The sequence below is a fragment of the Rhodoblastus sp. 17X3 genome (assembly GCF_030056575.1).
Classification (GTDB): Bacteria; Pseudomonadota; Alphaproteobacteria; order Rhizobiales; family Beijerinckiaceae; genus Rhodoblastus.
The window spans coordinates 75717-93245 of sequence record NZ_JASHHX010000016.1; the positions used below are offsets into that span (position 1 = coordinate 75717).

Here is a 17529-nt window from a genome sequence, read left to right on the forward strand (position 1 = left end):
CCCAGGGGGCGCGAGAGGCGGGGCGAAAACAGGCGTCCGCGGGTTCTCAAGCGAGCGGACTGGCTGCGCCGGGACCGCCGATCGCGTCAATGTCCCTGCGTGATATAAGCGATCACGTCGTCGATATCCTTTTTCCGCTTCAGGCCGGGAAAAGTCATCGCCGTCGTGGGCTTGTATCGCCGGGGATTGGCTAGGAAGGCGGGAAGGTTTGCGTCGCCGATCCGGCCGGTATAGGGCAGGGCGGCATGGCACTTGTGGCAGATGTTCTGAAAAATCGCCTTTCCCGCCTCGGGATCGCCGGCCAAAGCGGCTCCGGTGTCTGACACAATGGCGAACGATGCCGCCACGGTCAGAAAGAGGATCGCTCTGGCGCGGGATTTCATGGGCGCCTCAGCGCTTGACGACCGGGCCGCGGATCTCTCCGCCGGGGAATTGCGGCGTATGCAGATTGAAATACCAGCGCGCCCCTTTGAGATCCTTCGCCTGGTTTGCGTCGATCACGCTCTCGCCGCCGAATGGGCTGGAGAGTTTGCCGGACGTTCCCACCTGGATGGGCGCGTTTTCCTCGGACGTCAGGCCGCTATAGGCCACCGGGCCATGAAAATGCGCGCCGATAGGCGCGCCGGACACGCCGGAATAGGTCACGCGCCATGTCAGCGTATTGGTTGCCGTATCGAGCGTGGCGTCGACATGGCCTTTGCCCGGAGAGTTGTTCGGCGGGGCTTCGCCGCGACCGAACAAATCTGCGGTAAAACGAATTTTCTCCGCGAAGGCGGCCGAACCGCCGGCCAATAAAGCCAGGATGCCCAAACCGGCAACGGCGGATCGGGCCGTAAAGGATCCCCGGGTGCGCCGGCGCGCATGACGGCATCTCGAAATTTTATGCATTTCACCGAACATGAATTCCTCCCCCATTGTTGCGCTGTTATTGGCGCTTGAGCATTATCCTCGATGGCAAGGCTAATATTGTCCGCCGTACTGAAAAAGCCCGGCAGGCATATTGCTCGCAAAGCAATTCGGCGTCGTATATGGCAAGCCGCAAAGCGGGACATTCAAATCAGCAACCATCGCTTCGAATTCGTCTCACAAATTAAGTAGTAACATTTCAAAAAAAACGCCCGAGGCTGTAAAAGGCCTCGGGTACGAAAAAGGCGCCTAAGCGGTCGCCATCAGGCCTTGACCCAGATCTTGCACCAGCCGTTCGGAGAAATGTCGCCGGCCACTGATTTGCAGGACGACGGCGGCTCGAACAGCTTGCAATTGCTGCATTTCGAAGAACCCTTGGGACTGCCCTGATAAGCAACGGCGGTCTGCGACATTTTGGCGCCGGCGGAACGCGCGCCCGCCAAAAGCACGGGTACGGCGGCTGCGCCCGCGATAGCCGCATTCTGGAGCAGGGTCCGACGGGACATTTGGATTTCAGGCTTTTTGGATTCCTTCGTCATCGCATTTCCTCCGTTGTGGCAGGAACGGGCCGAGCCCGAAAGTTTGACCACTCACACGCCCATTCCATAGGGGCCGCCATTAAATGGCCATGATCCACGTCAATCGCAACTTAGTAAATCGGGATCGTTGAGTTCGTCGCGCGCGCACCAATGCTTGCTCGCAAATTCTCGATTGCGATGCAGCAAATGTTGCTGATGTGCATTTTAGAACAATTCTACCAAGTACTTTTGAACTGGGGCCTTTTTGCAACAGAGGCAAGAATTATGCTTTTTGGTTGATTCGGATCAAATCCGCCAGGGCCAACTGATGGCGATATCATGATATACAGCCCAAGGGTGAGTCGCAATAGAAGGCGGCTGTTTTTCAGTAGTTTGCGTATGTTCGCTGTATGGCGACGGGGGGAGCGCATGATAAAAATTTCCAGCTATTTCAAGGCAAGAACAGTTAAGGCCGGAGCTCCCGCGTTGCTTGGGCGTGCGGCTTCCGCGGCCTTCGCGCTTTCATCCGCCTTCTATGGCGCCTCGATCGATTCGGCGTCGGCGCTGCCGAGCTTTGCGCGCCAGACCGGTCAGACCTGCTCCGCCTGTCATACGGCCTTTCCGCAACTGACGCCCTTTGGCCGTCGCTTCAAACTGGGCGGCTATACGCTGGAAGGCGGCGACACCAAGAACATGCCGCCGGTCGCCTTCATGATCCAGTCGACCTTCACCCATTATAATACCGGGCTCAACGGACCGCCTGGCACGACCTACTCTGTCCCGCAACCTGACGGCGGCTTCCCGAACTCCAACAATTTCACCGACCTCGCCCAACAGTCGAGCGTGTTTTACGGCGGCAAGGTTTGGGGCAATCTCGGCGCCTTCGTCCAGGCGACCTACAGCAACGATTACGGTCGCGCTTTCGCGCTCGACAATACCGACATCCGTTACGCCGACTCGGTCAAAATCAACAATTTCGATGTGCTCTACGGCCTGACCGTCAATAACAATCCCACCGTTCAGGATCCCTGGAACACCACCCCGGTGTGGAGCAATCCCTTCATCCAGTCCAGCTTCGCGCTTTCGCCGGTCGCCTCGACCATGATCGAAAGCTGGACCCCGAGCCAGGTTCTGGGCGCCGGCGGCTATGTCTTCGTCAATGACATGATATACGCCGAAATCAGCGGCTATGGCTCGCTGTCGTCGCGCATCCAGAATTCTCTCGGCGTTTCGCCGCCGCAGCTTGGCTTCACCATCGACGGCGTCGCGCCCTATTATCGGGTCGCCATCGAACATAACTGGGGCGATCATTCGCTGATGGTCGGCGCCTATGGCATGAGCGCCAGCATCATCCCGAACAATATCTGGGGTTTTGGCGTCGATCATTTCTACGACACTGGCATCGATGCCCAATATCAGTGGATCAGCGATCAGCACGCCGTCACGTTGCGCGGCAATTATATTTATGAAAACCAGGGTCTCAACGCGACCTATGCGCAGGGTAACAGCGCCAACGCCAATAATTATCTGCAAACGCTGAAGCTGTCGGCCGAATATGTCTACGATCACACCTATGCGCTGACAGGGACTTATTTCAACATCAACGGCAGCCCGGACGCGATCATCTTCGGCTCCAATGTAAACACCTCGCCCAACTCGGCCGGTTTTATTTTTGACATCGCCTATCTGCCCTTCTCGAAGGGCGGGCCTCAGATCTGGCCGTGGTTCAACACGCGTCTGGGCATGTCCTACACCCTGTTCACCAAATTCGACGGCGGCGCGAGCAATATCGATCCGACGGGTTGCTGGAACTGCCGCAACGCAAGCGACAACAACACTTTCCTGGTTTACGCCTGGACCGCCTTCTGACGAAGGCGGCGCGGCAAAAAGCTGACAGCAAATGCGCGAACGACCGCCTCCGGGCGGTCGTTTTCGTTTCAGCGCTCGATTTGCGCCCAGCGGATCAGTAGATTTTTTTCCTGTTCGCCGAGCGCGGGGGCGGCGCCGGGCGGCGGCATGGCGCGCGAATAGACCGCCGCGCGCAGGATGTCGCCGCGATGAAGCGCGATCGAGCGGGGCGTCGAGAAATCCAGCCCGCCCGCCGCCGTTGCGAGGCCCGCCATTTGCGGGCGCGCGGCATGGCAAACGACGCAATGGCCGTCGACGATCTTTTGCGCCTCTGAAAAATCCGGGCGCACCGCCAGCGCGATAGCCTGGCTGGCGTTGCGGGCCTCGCCGCCCGGCTTCGGAACGCTCGGCGCCGAAAGGCCGAAGCCGAAAGCGAGACAGGCCGCCGCCGCGCCGCCGAGGCGCCAGTCTACGCCCAGCCCGCGCGACAACTTCAGCCAGAGGCGGCGAGTCAGGAAGAGTCCGGCGATGAAAAACACCGCCGCCACGCCGTTGTTGGCGCCAGCAAAGAGCAGCGGCGCATGGCCCGACAACATGAAGAACAGGGTCGGCAGCGCTAGATATTGGTTGTGCAGCGCGCGGGCGCCAGCGGCCCTTGCGTCCGCCTCATCGGCGGGCAGGCCGGCGCGCAGGCTGGCGATCCGCCTTTTCTGCACAGGCGCGACGACATGGGCGATATTGGCGACCATCAACGTGCCGAGATGGGCGCCGATCAGGACATAGGCCGCGCGCCCGGCGAAAAGATGGGTCAGCATAAGGCCGAGAACGGCGGAAAAGAGAAAGAGGGCGACGAGCAGGGCGTCGCCGCTCAGGCCGCTCTTCTTGCATAGCCAGTCATAGGCGAGCCAGGTCAGCGGCAGCGGGATGAGCGCGGCGGCGATTGCCGCCCAGGGCGCGGCGTTCCAGAGTTGCGGATCGATCAGATAGAGCTGCGGCGCGGCGCAGAACACCAGGCAGAGCAGGGCGAAGCCGCTCGCCCAGGTCGCATAGGTCTCCCATTTGAAGCTGAGCGCCCGCTCCGCCGCATCCGCGTCGCGCGCGCGCAAAAAACGGAAACCGGCGCCAGCGTGAAGCACGAGGCTTTGCGGCGTCGGATCCTCCGCGCGCGGCTTCATACCGAAATCGAGCTTCAGGAGAGCGAAGGCGGAGCCGACCATGAGGATTGCGGCGACGACATGCGCCCCGCGCAGGAGAAAGGCGGCATCATCCAGAGCGACGGCGAAAAAGTCCATGCGCCTCTAATCCTTCGGTTTTATTCCTCTGGCTTTTCCTGTCGACGATACCAGCAATAAAAAACCAGCACGATGATAAAGGTGAAAAGCGCGGCGAAGGTCACGTCTGAGAGGTAATGCCCGCCGAAGGACATCCGCAGCGCGCCCGTGGCCAGGGTGAACAGCAGCGCCGCCGCGACGGCGAATGGCCGGCCCGGCGGCGGGACCAGCAGGGCGGGGGCGAGCGTCCAGGCGGCGGTCGCCGCCTCGCCGGAGACGAAGGAGCAATTGCTGCGGCATTGGCCGGCGAAGCTGTCGTAAGGCTGGAAGCGCCACGGTCCGCCGAAGTCCTGCGTCTGCTCGGGGCGCGGGCGATGCGAGATTTCCTTCAGCACGCCATTGACCAGCAGGCCGGGGCCGAGCGCCAGAGTGACCAGCAGAAAGGCGACGGCGCGCCCGCTGGGCCCGCGCTCGGCCCGCCCGGTCCATTTCGCGATCGCCGCGAGCAGCAGCGCGCCGAGAAGGAAAAAAGGCGCGTCATAGAAGATGCGCCGGAAATGATCGCCCACCTCGCCGCGCCCGATGAAATGGCCCGACCTGTAAAAGAGCGACGCGAGGCCGAGATCGAGCCCCGGCCAGAGCGCGAAGATCGCGAAGCAATAGACCGTGCCGACGAGGAGTGCGATCAGGATATTGCGCGTCACGGCGGTCCTTGAGCTTTCAACCGCCCCTGCTCTAGACTGAATCCTTCATTCGGCTCAAGAGCGTCGGTATTTTGGCGGAGGGCGGCCTTGCCCGAACTCGATTTCTGGTACGAATTCGCCAGCACCTATTCCTATCTCGCGGCGATGCGGGCCGAGGCGCTGGCGGGGCCCGCGGGCGTGCGGCTGCGCTGGCGGCCCTTCCTGCTCGGGCCGATCTTTGCGGCTCAGGGCTGGACGAGTTCGCCGTTCAATCTCTATCCGGCCAAGGGGCGCTATATGTGGCGCGACATGGAGCGCGTCTGCGCCTTGCGGGGCCAGCCCCTGCGCCAGCCCGACCCGTTCCCGCAGAACAGCCTGCTCGCCGCCCGCCTCGCCTTGGCCGTACCCGAGGAAAGCCGCGCGGCGCTGAGCCGCGCCGTTTTCCACGTGGAATTCGGGGAAGGCCGCAACATTGCCGACGAACAGGTTCTGCGCGATAGTCTCGCCGCTCTGGATTTGCCCGCCGACGCGGTTTTCGCGCGCGCGAAATCGGAGGGCGTGAAGGCGGTCTTGCGCGAAAACACTGAAGCCGCGCAGCGCGCGGGAATTTTCGGCGCGCCCGCCTTCGTCGCCCGGGATGGCGAGCTGTTCTGGGGCGACGACCGGTTCGAACAGGCGCTCGACTGGGCGCGCGACAAGGGTTGATCATGACATTTCTGCCGGAGCTGACGAGCGCGGAGATCGAGCGCTACGCGCGTCACATCGTGCTGCGCGACATTGGCGGCGCCGGACAGCGCAAGCTGAAGGCGGCGAAGGTCTGCGTCATCGGCGCGGGCGGCCTTGGCGCGCCGCTGCTGCTTTATCTCGCGGCGGCGGGCGTGGGCGAAATTCACGTCATCGACGACGATATCGTCTCCGCCTCCAATCTCCAGCGCCAGGTTCTTTTCGGCGAGCAGGATCTGGGGCGGCCCAAGGTCGAGGCGGCGGCGGACGCCCTGCGGCGGCTCAACCCGCTTGTGCGGGTCATTACCCATCAAGCGCGGCTGACGCCGGCCAATGTTAGGGAGCTGATCGAGGGCTGCGACATCGTCGCCGACGGCTCGGATAATTTCGACACGCGCTACACCGTCTCTGACGCCTGCTTTTACGCGAAAAAGCCGCTGGTCACGGCGGCGGTCGGGCAATTCGACGGCTCGCTGACCACCTTGCGGCCTTTCGAGACGGGGCCGGATGGCCTGCCCAACCCGACCTATCGCTGCCTGTTTCCACACAAGCCGCCGCAGGGCAGCCTGCCGACCTGCGCGGAAGCCGGCGTGCTCGGCGCCCTGACCGGCATGGTCGGCGCGCTGATGGCGCTGGAAGTGGTGCGCGAAATCGTCGGCTTCGGCCAATCGATGGTCGGGAGGCTGGCCCTGTTCGACCTCGCCGCCATGCGCTTCGAAACGCTTTCCTATGGCTGGGACGAGGACAATCCGCTCAACGGACGCAGCGCGGCGGCGGAATAGTTTTCCGCGCTGCTGGAACGAAAACGCCCTCCCGCGAAGGAGGGCGTCAGGAACGAAGGCGACAACGTCGCGGCCAAACAATCAAATGGTCGCGACCACGGCGATTTCGACCTTGTATTCCGGGGCGACCAGCTTGGCTTCGACCGTGGCGCGGGCCGGGGTCTGGCCCTCGACCACCCAGGTGTCCCAGACCGAATTCATCTCGCCGAAGGTCGAAATGTCGGCCAGATAGATCGTCGCCATCATGATCCTGGTCTTGTCGGTGCCGGCTTCCGCGAGCAGGGCGTCGATCTGGGCGAGCACTTCAGCGGTCTGCGCGGCGACCGAGCCGCCGGCCGCCGTTTCCGCCACCTGACCGGCCAGATAGACGGCGTTGCCGCGGATCACGGCCTGGCTCATGCGCTTGCCGGGCTTCAGTCGTTTCAAAGAGGGCATGGTCTTTCCTTCCGCCGCTGAGGGCCTGATATGCGGCTTCCATACACCAGCGCGCTAATGTCCGCCATCCTTGGCGGGCGTTGCGTCAGGGTTGGCGGCGCTTTGGGCCTCCGATCCATGGTTGGCGGAGCCATGGGAAATGCGGTCGCTGAGCGCCAGCAGCACGGCGGAAAGCACGAAGGACAGATGAATGCCGACGTTCCAGGCCAGGTCGCGGTCGCTGGTCCGCTCGAGATCCATGAAGACGCGCAGGGTCTGGATCGCGGAAATGGCCACGATGGAGGACATCAGCTTCAGTTTCAGGCCGCCGAAGTCGATCTGCGTCAGCCAGGTCGGACGGCTGGAGGCGCCGTCCGGCTCGACCTTGGCGACAAAATTCTCGAAGCCGGACAAAATGACCAGCACGACCAGCGAGCTGGTCAGCGTCAGGTCGATCAGGCCGAGCGTGTCGAGCACGACGGTCGATTCTTCGGACCCGAAAGAGTCATGCAGCAGGTGCAACGAATGCTGCCCCGCCTTGATCAGCAGGATGACCATGGCCAAGGCGAGGGCGACGTAAAAGGGCGCCAGAAGCCAGCGGCTGGCGAACAAGATGTTCTGGATGAGCAGTTCGACCCGTTTACCGAAACGCACATTCCCGCCGTTCATGCCGTTCTCTCGCGCCCCGTGGTCGAAGATCACAAGCCGACGCCGACGGGGCACGCGACGCCGCTGCCGGCGAGGCCGCAATAGCCTGCCGGATTTTTGGCAAGATATTGCTGATGATAGGATTCGGCAAAGTAAAATTCCCCGGCCGGGCGTATTTCCGTGGTGATCGCGCCACGACCGTGAGCGGAAAGAGCCTGCTGGTAAAGCTCTTTCGATTTTCCGGCCGCCTTCAGCTGTTCATCACTGGTCGTATAGATCGCGGACCGATATTGCGTGCCGACATCATTGCCCTGACGCATGCCCTGGGTCGGATCATGCGATTCCCAAAACAGCGCGAGCAGGCGCGAAAGTTCGATTTTTTTCGGGTCATAGACGACCAGAACGACTTCCGCATGTCCGGTGAGGCCGGAACAGGTCTCCTCATAGGTCGGATTGGGCGTCGCGCCGCCGCTATATCCGACGGCGGTGACATAGACGCCGTCGCCCGCCTGCCAGAAACGGCGCTCGGCGCCCCAGAAGCAGCCCATGCCGAACAGGATGCGCTCCAAACCATCCGGAAAAGGCGGGGCAAGGTCGCGGCCACTGACGCAATGTTTCGCCGCAGTCGGGATCGGCTCCGCCCGGCCGGGCAGGGCTTCGGCGGCCGTGGGGACTTGCAGTTTCTTGCGCGAGAAGAACATGGCGCCCTCCGGGGATGTGCAAAATTCGGATTTTCCCAGATTTGGGGATGACGGGATGAATTGACGAGTCCTCCCGCGAATTTTCACGCTATAAGCGCGGAAAGAAAAAAATGCGCTGAAGAAAACGGGGACGGAATGGACTGGGACAAGTTGCGTGTGTTTCACGCCGTCGCTGCGGCTGGCTCCTTCACGCATGCCGGCGAGACGCTGCGCCTGAGCCAGTCGGCCGTCAGCCGGCAGGTCGCCGCGCTGGAATATGATCTCAAGACGCCGCTGTTCCATCGCCATGCGCGCGGGCTGCTGCTGACAGAGCAGGGCGAAATCCTGTTCCGCACCGTTCAGGAGGTGCTGAGCAAGCTGGAAAGCGCGCGCGTGCGGCTCTCGGATGCGCGCGACAAGCCGCATGGCCGGCTCAAGGTCACCGCCAACACCGGCCTCGGCGCCGCCTGGCTGGCGCCGCGCCTGGCCGATTTCCGCGATCTCTATCCCGATATCGAAGTGGTGGTGATCCTCACCGACGACGAGCTGGATCTCTCGATGCGCGAGGCCGACGTCGCCCTGCGCCTGTGGGAGCCGACCCAGGGCGACCTGATCCGCCGCCGCCTGTTCACGGTGCATTATTCCGCCTATGCCTCGCGCGGCTATCTGCAGCGTTTCGCCGCGCCGCGCAACGCGAGCGACCTCGACGCTCATCGCGTCGTCGCCTTCGGCGTCACCGGCGCGCCCTATCTGCGTAATCTCAACCTGCTGCTCACGTTGGGGCGCGAGGTCAAGAACCCGCGCGAGCCGGTGCTTTCAATCAATAATCTCTTCGCGATGATGCGGGCCATCGAGCAGGGCGCGGGCATCGGCGTGCTGCCCGATTATGTGGTAGGCGAAAATTCGCCTCTGACGCGGCTCGATCTTGGCGCGGAAATGCCGACTTTCGATTGCTGGCTCGCCTATCCCGAGGAGATGAAGACGGTGGCGCGCGTCCAGGTCTTTCGCGACTTTCTCGTCGCCAATGCGCCGATGTGGCGGCATTGACGGCGACGGAGGCTCCATGATTCCGACCTCTCTACTGACTTGTCCGAACTGCGGCCATCGCTCACGCGAAACCATGCCTACAGACGCTTGCCAGTTTTTCTACGAGTGCAAGTCCTGCGGCGTGGTCCTGAAGCCGAAGCCCGGCGACTGCTGCGTCTTCTGTTCCTATGGCGACACGCCCTGTCCGCCTGTCCAGGCGGGCGGTTCGGTTTGCCGCGGCGCAGCCATTGACGCCAAATCCGGGGATGACAAGGAGGCGAGCGACTGAAGCCCGAACACGAATCCTCCTGGCTCGACGCCTTTGCGCCCTTTGGCCGCCTCGCGGCGCCGGCGCGCGAAGCGTTGGCGCATCTGGTCGAGCTCACCGTTCCGCGCGGAAAAATCCTGTTCGCGCCCGGCTCGTCTTGCCAGGGCTTCGTGCTGCTGCTCGAAGGCGTCGCGCGCGTCAGCGTCACGGCGGCGAATGGCCGCCGCTTGCTGCTCTATCGCGTGTCGCCAGGCGAAACCTGCGTCCAGACCACGCTTTGCCTGATGGGCGGGCTGGAATATTCCGCCGAAGGGGCGGCCGAAACGGATCTGCGGCTGGTTGTGGTCCCGCCGGTCTTGTTCGAACGGCTGCTGCGCGAATCGCCGGATTTCGCCCGTTTCGTCTTCGAGCGTTTTGGCGCGCGCCTCGCGGAAATGACGCGGCTGATCGAAACCATCGCCTTTCTGCGCGTGGACGCCCGCCTGGCCGCAGCCCTGCTCGCCCGCGCCGACGGAGAAGGCGAACTCGGCGCAACCCACCAGGACCTCGCCGAGGACATTGGCGCCGCGCGCGAAGTGGTGAGCCGCCAGCTCGCGGAATTCCAGCGCGCCGGGCTGCTGCGGCTCGGGCGAGGGCGTATCTGCCTCGCCGACCGCAAGGCTCTCGCCGATCTCGCATCAGCCGATCTGGCTTGCGTGACCCATGTCACCGACTTTTCGCGCGGGATGTCCTAAGATTGAAGTTCGGAACAAGGAGAACCCGAAGGAGAACCCCATGACCGCGAATGTCGGAAGCCTCGATCGCATGTTGCGAATCCTCGTCGGCCTCATCCTCATCGCCTGCGTCTTCGTCGGCCCGCAGACTCCGTGGGGCTGGGTGGGACTCGTCCCGCTGCTCACGGGCGTCGTGCGCTTTTGCCCGGCCTATACGCTGCTGGGGTTCAACAGCTGCGAGCGGAAATAACTCTCAGACCACGTCTTCCGGCGCGAGCGCGCAGGCCAGTTCCGGATGGATCTCGATCTGGAACGTGGCGTGATTGATCTTGAACGCCCGGGCGAGATCCGCCGAGAGGTCGTGCAGGAAGGAATCGCCGGGATGCCCGCCGGGCATCACCAAATGGCAGGTCAGCGCGATCTCGGTCGTGCTGATCGGCCAGATGTGCAGATCATGCAGGGCGGAAACGCCCGGACGCTTGCCCAGGAAGGCGCGGACCTTGTCCGGGTCGATATGGGCCGGCGCCGCCGCCATGGACATGGACAGCGATTCCCGCAGCAGGCCCCAGGTGCCCCAGACGATCACGGCGTTGATGGCGAGGCTGACGACAGGATCGAGCCAGAGCCAGCCGGTGAGCAGGATCAGCAAGCCGACGAGCACCACGCCCGCCGAGACGAGCGCATCGGCCGCCATGTGCAGGAAGGCCCCGCGCAGATTGATGTCGGTCTTGCCGCCGGAGGCGAACAGCCAGGCGGTGACGCCGTTGATCGCGATGCCGATGGCCGCGACGATCATCACTGTCCGCCCGGCGACAGGCTCCGGCGCGCCAAGACGCTGGACCGCCTCCAGCGAAATCGCCCCGACCGTGATGAGCAGGAAGACCGCGTTAAAGAGGGCGGCAAGGATCGAGGAGCTGCGCAGGCCATAGGAAAAGCGCGGCGTCGGCGTGCGTTTCACCAGTTCGCTGGCGAGCCAGGCGACCGCGAGGCCGAGCACGTCGGAGAGATTGTGCCCGGCGTCGGCGAGCAGGGCCATGGAATTGCTGAGGAAGCCATAGACGGCTTCGATCACGACGAAGGCGACATTCAGTCCGATGCCGATGGCGAAGGCCGTGCCGAAGCTCGCCGGCGCGTGAACATGGCCGTGGCCATGGCTGTGGCGGTGGCCCGAGCATCCTTCGGAATGGTCATGAGAGCCATGATCATATCGCGCGTGATCGTGGTCATGCGAGGCATGATCCTGATGATCATGTCCGTGATGCTCCTGATCGTGGCCGCCAGTTTCGCCGCTCATTGCTCCCGCCTTTCCCACCACGAGGATAGACCGCGCCGCGCTGGATGGATCAAGGGCGAATCGAACGGTCCGCCGTCGCGAGCGCGAATTTGGCCGATCAATTGGCGAACCGGAAATGCAGCACGTCGCCGTCGGCGACGACATATTCCTTGCCTTCAAGGCGGAATTTTCCCGCTTCGCGCGCGCCCGCCTCGCCCTTGCAGGCGACGTAATCGTCATAGGCGATGGTTTCGGCGCGGATGAAGCCCTTCTCAAAGTCGGTATGGATCACGCCGGCGGCCGCCGGGGCCTTGACGCCCTTTTCGATGGTCCAGGCGCGCGCCTCCTTGGGGCCGACGGTGAAATAGGTGATGAGATGGAGCAGGCCGTAGCCCGCGCGGATGACGCGGTTGAGGCCCGGCTCATCAAGTCCGACGGCTTCCAGAAAGTCCTTCTGCTCGGCGGCGGGCATGACCGCGATCTCGCTCTCGATCTGCGCCGAGACGACCACGGCCACGGCGCCTTCCTCGGCGGCGCGGGCCAGCACCCGTTCGGAAAACTCATTGCCCTTGTCGGCGGAGGCTTCCTCGACATTGCAGACGTAAAGCACCGGCTTGGACGACAGCAGGCCCAATTGGGCGAACAGCTTGCGCTCCTCCGGCTCGATCTTGGCGAGACGCGCTGGCTGGCCTTCGCGCAGCAGCACAAGGCTGCGGTTCATCAGGTCGACGATTTCCTTGGCGTCCTTGTCGCCGCCCTTGGCCTTTTTTTCGAGCGCGACAATACGCTTTTCGAGCGATTCGAGATCGGCCAGCATCAGTTCGGTCTCGATGGTCTCGATGTCGCGGATCGGATCGACCTCGCCGTCGACATGGGTGATGTCGCCGTCGACGAAGCAGCGCACGACATGGGCGATGGCGTCGCATTCGCGGATGTTGGCCAGGAACTGGTTGCCGAGGCCCTCGCCCTTGGAGGCGCCGCGCACGAGGCCAGCGATGTCGACAAAGGTCAGCCGCGTCGGGATGATCTCCTTCGAACCTGCGATTTTCGTCAGCGTCTCAAGGCGCGGGTCCGGCACGGCGACGTCGCCGACATTGGGTTCGATGGTGCAGAACGGATAATTTGCCGCCTGGGCCGCCGCGGTCTGCGTCAGCGCGTTGAAAAGGGTCGATTTGCCGACATTGGGCAGGCCGACAATGCCGCATTTGAAACCCATGGGAACGCTCGCCGGTTGGAATTGAGGAATTGTCGGGCCGTATGCGGCCCGCGTGGCCAAAAGGCAAGCCCAACTTGGCGAATGGGCGGCGCAGAAAGCCGTGCGCGCTGGCCATATTTCTGTCACGGGAGGTTGCGAAAAGGCGCGTTCTCGCAGAATAGGACGGTATGAAACAGCTTTTCGCCTTCCATGTTTCTCTTCGCGGCGCCGGCCTGACGCTGGCGGTCGCCGCTTGCCTCGCGCTCGGCCTCGCCTCTTCGCCGGCGGGGGCGGAGCAATGCGCGCGCGGCCAGATTTTCTGGAAGTCCAAAAAAACCTGCGTGGACAAGGCGGAAGCGGCCAAGCTCGGCTTTTATCACGGCCCGGTTCCCGCCCAGAACAAGACGGGCGACAAGGCGGAGCCGGAGACGCCGGCCGCGGAAGAGCCGGCCGCCGCCGCCGTGACGCCGCCTGAGCCCGATCCCGCCGCCGTCCAGCCCGCAGCCGCCATCGCGCCGAAGCCGTCGCCCTATGGAGAGCTGGTGCTTGAGGAATTCGCCAAAGCCAAGTGAACCGAGGCTAACTTGGCCGAAGCGAACTTAACCGAAGCTAACTTGGCCAAAATGATTGTTGTCGTTGCATGACGCGCGAAATCGGCTAAAACCCGCGCCATGACCGAACAAACCTGCCCCTGCCGCGCCCTGGCGCAAGACAAGCTCGCTTTCGCCGATTGCTGCGGCCCCTATCTCGCCCGGACGAAATTTCCGCCGACGGCGGAAGCCCTGATGCGCTCGCGCTACAGCGCCTTCGCCCAGGGAGACGTCGATTATCTGTTCGACACGCTGGCGGACGACCAGCGCACGGATTTCGACCGCGCCGCGACGAGCGACTGGGCGAAGAAATCCGAATGGCTCGGCCTCGACATCCTCGCCACGGAACAGGGCCAGGAAGGCGACCAGACCGGCGTGGTGAGCTTCGCCGCCCATTTCAATCGCGACGGCAAGAAACTGACCCACAAGGAGCGGTCCCTGTTCGGGCGCGACGGCGAGGGCCGCTGGCGTTTCGCGCGGGAACTGCCGATGAAGGGCGAGACGGTCGTGCGCGGCGCGCAGCCCGGCCGCAACGATCCCTGTCCCTGCGGATCGGGCAAGAAATACAAGAAGTGTTGCGGCGCGGCCGCCTGAGGGCTTGTCGCCGTTAACGTGCGCTGGGGCGGCGGTTCCCGGCCGCTTCGAGCCGCCAAAGCGCGGACTGCACGGATAGCGACAGGAAATCGCCGAACAGTTCGAACACCGCGCGCTCGTTGATGTTCAGGCTGCGCGGCTGGCGATCATGCGCCAACAGCAGGCCCCAAAGCGCGCCCTCGACCCGGATCGGCATAGCAAGCAGCGCGGCGAAGCCCGCCGTGGCGGAGCGCGCGGCTTCATCGGCGGTCGCGGCGCGCAAATGGGCCAGGGCGAGACCGGGCGCGGGAGCGCCGATCAGTTCGACAGGCGGAGCGGCGCAATCGGACAGGAAGCGTAGCCGCGCATCCAGATACAAAGCGCGGGCCTCGGCCGAAAAATCCGCCGATAGGGCCGCGTTCTGCGCCGCGTCGGGCCAGTCCGGATGCTTATGCTGGGCGAGCGTGTGGGCCGCGCCTTCCGGCGTGATCCGCAGGATCGTGACGCAATCCCATTGCAGCACGGAAAAGACCAGCCGCGCCGCCATCAGCGCCAGTTTGTCGAGGCTGTCGGAGCGGGAAAGGCGGTCGATCAGGGCGCGCGCGCGGTCGAGCGCGTCGAAATCGTGCACGGCCGCGCGTTCGATCTCGATGATCGTCCGCTCGCCGGCGCCATGGACCGCGAAATCGAAGGCGCCTTCGCAACCCGCGATGGGGCGGAAGGGCAGCAGCGAGGGGCGCGGCGCGGCGCTTGCGCGCGAAAGGGCGTTGCGCAGGGCGTGCGACGTTTCCGAACCCACGAGATCGCGCAGCGCGGCGCCGAGGAATACGCCATTCCTTGCCGGAAGTAGTTCGGCGAGATTGGCGGAATGGCCCACCGCATGCGCGGCCTGGGCGTCGCAGACGATCGCCCAGCCGCGCGGCTGGATCGCCGCGGCGGATGGCGTGGAGCGCTGCGAATCCTGACTGCCGCCATTTGCCATGAAAAGCTCCTTCGCGCGCAGCCAGGCCGCGATTCGGCTTTGCCGGGATAAGGTTAAGAAAGCGTTGCATTTTAGATACGTCAGATTTTTTTTTGAAACTTTTTTCGCTTCTCTGCGTTAAAGGCTTGTCAGGCGGCCAGTGCGGAGGGTGTGGCCATGCGGGGGTTGGATCGGCAGCTTTTTCGTTTCGTTCTCGTTCTGGCGCTCGGAGCGGGTCTGGCGGCGGTGGCCGCGCAGCCGCAAAAGCCGAAACTCGCCACTCGGGAAACACCCGCTCCTGTCATCCTCGTGGCCGCATATGAAAGCGCGCCGCCGCCGGCGATCGAAGCTGGAGCGCGCGTGGACCAGTGCTCGCTCAACCCGCGCGACTACCGCGACGACCGCAGTTCGGACAAGAACGGCAAGAAGCGGAAAGTCGTTGTATGCGGCTGATGTCCTTCAGCGGAGGGGTCAGGCTGGCTGGTGAGCGCTGCTAAAGGCCCGCGAACAGCGGGTCTTTTTTTGTGCGGCCTAAGGCGCGTCGTCGATCGGGCGGAAGGGTTGCGGCAGCCGGCCAGCTCCGCGCAAGCGCGCAAAGTCGCTGAGGCCAAGCGGTTCGTTGCCATTGGGATGGACGAGGATGATGGCGCCGGGATGAGCGGCGGCGCCAAGGGCCAGCCAGGCGTCGGCGCCGAGCGGGATCAGATGCGCCTCGCGGACCCTCTCCATCAAAGCGCGGTCTGAAATCAGGCCCGGAAAGCGGAAAAAGACGCTCGGGATCTCGCCATTGGCGATTAGCAGCCGCTCGACGTCCAGAATCTCGCTGGTCATGTCCACGCCGGGGACGAGCAGGAAATTCTGCGCATCCGAGACGCCGGGACGATAGGGGTGATGGAAGGAATGGTTGACGAAGCTGATCGCCAGCCGCCCTTGCGCCTTTTCCTGCCGCAACCAGAGAAAATCCGCGACATGCTGCTCCATCCACCGGCCGGTGATGGAGAGCGCGATGGGCGTCGCCGCGCCGCCTTGCTCCAGCGATTTCAGGAAGGCGCGGTCCAGCGGCCGATGCGAGGGGCAAAGATCGCCGGACAGGAAGGCGCCGCCGCCGCGCCCGCTCTTGAGGCCGGCGTTGTCGAGCCAGGTCGCGCCGGGGGCGAGGGCCTTGCCGGGCTCCCGCGCGAGGCGCTCGACCGACCCGATGAAGCGCGTATGCAGCTGCGCTTCCGCTGTGGTCGGCTTGCAGGTCCAGCAGGCTGCGCGCTCCAGCCTTGTGGCGAGCTGTTCGGGATCGACCGCGACAAACAGCTCTTCGCCGCCGATGCGCAGGCTTCGCGTGGCCAGAACCTCTTCGGCGCCCTCGCGGCGGCAGCTTTGCAAGGTGATCTGGAGATTTTCGACCCGGCTCGTCGGTTGCAGCGATCCGTCGAGCGGCGCCTCCACGACAAAGGGTGCCGCGCAGTCGGCGGCGCTTGCGCCAGCAAGGGTCAGGGGCCAGAGTGCGAGGGCCAGCGCGAGAACATTTCTCATATGCGAGACAAATGACCGAAAATTCGTCGCAACCCAAGAATTTTTGCATCCAGCGCGAGGCCGCGCCCGATTCGGGCCAAATGACGCGGGAGGCTCTGGCGACGGAAGTCGCCTCGGAATTCGGCCCGCGCGACGAAAGCGCCTTCGTTCTGGCGGCGCGCGATACGGCGGGCGGCTGGATCGGCGGGATCAATGGCCTGATCCACTGGCGTTGGCTCTATGTCGCCCAATTCCTCGTCGCGCCGGATTGGCGCGGTCAGGGTCTGGGCCGCGCCCTGCTGATCGCCACCGAAAGCCTTGCGCGCGAAAGCGGCTGCATCGGGATCTATCTCGATACGTTCAGCCCGCGCGCGCTGGATTTTTACCGCGCCAATGGTTTTGCAGTCGCCGGCCGGATCGAGAATTTCCCGCCCGGCGCTGCGCGGACTTATTTGAGCAAGGCGCTTGTTTGAGCAAGGCGCTTGCATTTTCTGAAATTGACGCCGGGCGGCCTTCTTCCGAAAGGTCGCAGCATTCGTCCTGATGGTTGTCGGCATTAACCAAAAGGGGTAGCCAGCGGCGCATCCGAGCATTTCGGCCCGGCGCGATTCATAATTATCCTCTCATCGCAAGCAAATCGTTCAAGCCAAACATCAGGCAGGTACGAGGGCATGCTCTAACGCGAGATTGATTGCGGTTTGGGATGCATCGCCAAAGATTTGCATGCGGGGCGCGGCTCCCCGTCAAATGACAGTATGACTGTCGCGCGCTTTCGATCAGCAGAATCTGATGAGAGGAATCCTCATGGCAGACCCGACCATTTTCGAGTCGAGGATCGCGGCGTCGCTGGACGATGTGGAGCAGATGGCGTCCGGCTCCATTTACGCCGCCAGTTCGGACCTTGAGCTGGTCGATGACGTGCAGACCACGGGCGGCGTTGGCCAGACGGTT

23 protein-coding genes are annotated in these 17529 nt (G+C 63.7%); 11 read left to right on the top strand and 12 right to left on the bottom strand.

Annotation, left to right across the window (positions count from 1 at the left end; translation table 11 throughout):
* Positions 1–86: 86 nt before the first annotated feature.
* The 3 genes from QM467_RS14770 to QM467_RS14780 form a co-directional block, all read right to left on the bottom strand.
* The gene (locus QM467_RS14770) at positions 87–383 is read right to left on the bottom strand and encodes a hypothetical protein (protein ID WP_283367102.1); all 297 of its coding nucleotides are present in this window, start codon (positions 381–383) and stop codon (positions 87–89) included.
* A 7-nt stretch (positions 384–390) separates the two neighbouring features.
* Positions 391–792 (bottom strand): CHRD domain-containing protein, encoded by a 402-nt coding sequence (locus QM467_RS14775; protein ID WP_283367103.1) that lies wholly within the window; start codon positions 790–792, stop codon positions 391–393.
* A gap of 377 nt (positions 793–1169) precedes the next feature.
* Positions 1170–1412: a high-potential iron-sulfur protein gene (locus QM467_RS14780; protein WP_283367104.1), complete on the bottom strand. Its 243-nt coding sequence runs from the start codon at positions 1410–1412 to the stop codon at positions 1170–1172.
* A 498-nt stretch (positions 1413–1910) separates the two neighbouring features.
* Between QM467_RS14780 and QM467_RS14785 the strand changes: the two genes are divergently transcribed.
* Complete coding sequence (locus tag QM467_RS14785) at positions 1911–3293, top strand: cytochrome C (protein ID WP_283367105.1); 1383 nt, start codon at positions 1911–1913, stop codon at positions 3291–3293.
* A gap of 68 nt (positions 3294–3361) precedes the next feature.
* Here QM467_RS14785 and QM467_RS14790 read toward each other — a convergent pair whose 3' ends face one another.
* Positions 3362–4564: a urate hydroxylase PuuD gene (locus QM467_RS14790; RefSeq protein ID WP_283367106.1), complete on the bottom strand. Its 1203-nt coding sequence runs from the start codon at positions 4562–4564 to the stop codon at positions 3362–3364.
* 20 nt (positions 4565–4584) lie between these two features.
* Entirely contained in the window at positions 4585–5247 is a 663-nt protein-coding gene (locus QM467_RS14795) for a phosphatase PAP2 family protein (RefSeq protein ID WP_283367107.1), read from the bottom strand.
* Between the two features lie 87 nt (positions 5248–5334).
* Here QM467_RS14795 and QM467_RS14800 point away from each other — a divergent pair, with 87 nt between their 5' ends.
* Both QM467_RS14800 and QM467_RS14805 read left to right on the top strand, forming a co-directional pair.
* Positions 5335–5931, top strand: a complete 597-nt coding sequence (locus QM467_RS14800) for a 2-hydroxychromene-2-carboxylate isomerase (protein WP_283367108.1) — start codon at positions 5335–5337, stop codon at positions 5929–5931.
* A gap of 2 nt (positions 5932–5933) precedes the next feature.
* On the top strand, positions 5934–6731 hold the full coding sequence (locus tag QM467_RS14805) for a HesA/MoeB/ThiF family protein (RefSeq protein WP_283367109.1): 798 nt from the start codon (positions 5934–5936) through the stop codon (positions 6729–6731).
* 81 nt (positions 6732–6812) lie between these two features.
* Here the strand turns inward: QM467_RS14805 and QM467_RS14810 are convergent, their stop codons facing one another.
* Genes QM467_RS14810 through msrA form a run of 3 tightly spaced genes read right to left on the bottom strand, consistent with a single transcriptional unit; the run spans position 6813 to position 8494 of the window.
* Positions 6813–7166, bottom strand: coding sequence for a RidA family protein (locus QM467_RS14810; protein WP_283367110.1), 354 nt, complete (start codon positions 7164–7166; stop codon positions 6813–6815).
* A gap of 54 nt (positions 7167–7220) precedes the next feature.
* A complete protein-coding gene (locus tag QM467_RS14815; RefSeq protein ID WP_283367111.1) occupies positions 7221–7814 on the bottom strand; it encodes a TIGR00645 family protein in 594 nt (197 codons plus the stop codon).
* A 29-nt stretch (positions 7815–7843) separates the two neighbouring features.
* Positions 7844–8494, bottom strand: a complete 651-nt coding sequence (msrA, locus tag QM467_RS14820; RefSeq protein WP_283367112.1) for a peptide-methionine (S)-S-oxide reductase MsrA — start codon at positions 8492–8494, stop codon at positions 7844–7846.
* A gap of 135 nt (positions 8495–8629) precedes the next feature.
* Here msrA and QM467_RS14825 point away from each other — a divergent pair, with 135 nt between their 5' ends.
* The 4 genes from QM467_RS14825 to QM467_RS14840 all read left to right on the top strand — a co-directional run bounded on the left by QM467_RS14825 (position 8630) and on the right by QM467_RS14840 (position 10730).
* Entirely contained in the window at positions 8630–9520 is an 891-nt protein-coding gene (locus QM467_RS14825; protein ID WP_283367113.1) for a LysR family transcriptional regulator, read from the top strand.
* Positions 9521–9536: 16 nt separating this feature from the next.
* Positions 9537–9788, top strand: coding sequence for a GDCCVxC domain-containing (seleno)protein (locus QM467_RS14830; protein WP_283367114.1), 252 nt, complete (start codon positions 9537–9539; stop codon positions 9786–9788).
* Positions 9789–9862: 74 nt separating this feature from the next.
* Positions 9863–10501 (top strand): Crp/Fnr family transcriptional regulator, encoded by a 639-nt coding sequence (locus QM467_RS14835; RefSeq protein WP_283367115.1) that lies wholly within the window; start codon positions 9863–9865, stop codon positions 10499–10501.
* 40 nt (positions 10502–10541) lie between these two features.
* On the top strand, positions 10542–10730 hold the full coding sequence (locus QM467_RS14840) for a YgaP family membrane protein (protein WP_283367116.1): 189 nt from the start codon (positions 10542–10544) through the stop codon (positions 10728–10730).
* A 3-nt stretch (positions 10731–10733) separates the two neighbouring features.
* Here QM467_RS14840 and QM467_RS14845 read toward each other — a convergent pair whose 3' ends face one another.
* Both QM467_RS14845 and ychF read right to left on the bottom strand, forming a co-directional pair.
* Positions 10734–11774 (bottom strand): cation diffusion facilitator family transporter, encoded by a 1041-nt coding sequence (locus tag QM467_RS14845; protein WP_283367117.1) that lies wholly within the window; start codon positions 11772–11774, stop codon positions 10734–10736.
* Between the two features lie 97 nt (positions 11775–11871).
* Positions 11872–12969 (bottom strand): redox-regulated ATPase YchF, encoded by a 1098-nt coding sequence (ychF, locus tag QM467_RS14850; RefSeq protein WP_283367118.1) that lies wholly within the window; start codon positions 12967–12969, stop codon positions 11872–11874.
* A 167-nt stretch (positions 12970–13136) separates the two neighbouring features.
* Here ychF and QM467_RS14855 point away from each other — a divergent pair, with 167 nt between their 5' ends.
* Positions 13137–13520, top strand: a complete 384-nt coding sequence (locus tag QM467_RS14855; RefSeq protein WP_283367119.1) for a hypothetical protein — start codon at positions 13137–13139, stop codon at positions 13518–13520.
* A gap of 99 nt (positions 13521–13619) precedes the next feature.
* Positions 13620–14132 carry a YchJ family protein gene (locus QM467_RS14860; RefSeq protein WP_283367120.1) on the top strand — a complete coding sequence of 171 codons (513 nt, stop codon included), beginning with the start codon at positions 13620–13622 and terminating at the stop codon, positions 14130–14132.
* A gap of 13 nt (positions 14133–14145) precedes the next feature.
* Here the strand turns inward: QM467_RS14860 and QM467_RS14865 are convergent, their stop codons facing one another.
* Positions 14146–15093, bottom strand: a complete 948-nt coding sequence (locus QM467_RS14865; protein ID WP_283367121.1) for a GAF domain-containing protein — start codon at positions 15091–15093, stop codon at positions 14146–14148.
* Between the two features lie 156 nt (positions 15094–15249).
* Here QM467_RS14865 and QM467_RS14870 point away from each other — a divergent pair, with 156 nt between their 5' ends.
* Positions 15250–15525, top strand: a complete 276-nt coding sequence (locus QM467_RS14870) for a hypothetical protein (RefSeq protein ID WP_283367122.1) — start codon at positions 15250–15252, stop codon at positions 15523–15525.
* A 78-nt stretch (positions 15526–15603) separates the two neighbouring features.
* On the opposite strand, the gene QM467_RS14875 is transcribed toward QM467_RS14870, so the two are convergent.
* Complete coding sequence (locus tag QM467_RS14875) at positions 15604–16599, bottom strand: polysaccharide deacetylase family protein (protein ID WP_283367123.1); 996 nt, start codon at positions 16597–16599, stop codon at positions 15604–15606.
* 11 nt (positions 16600–16610) lie between these two features.
* On the opposite strand from QM467_RS14875, the gene QM467_RS14880 reads away from it, so the two are divergent.
* A complete protein-coding gene (locus QM467_RS14880; protein WP_283367124.1) occupies positions 16611–17051 on the top strand; it encodes a GNAT family N-acetyltransferase in 441 nt (146 codons plus the stop codon).
* Positions 17052–17529 lie beyond the last annotated feature (478 nt).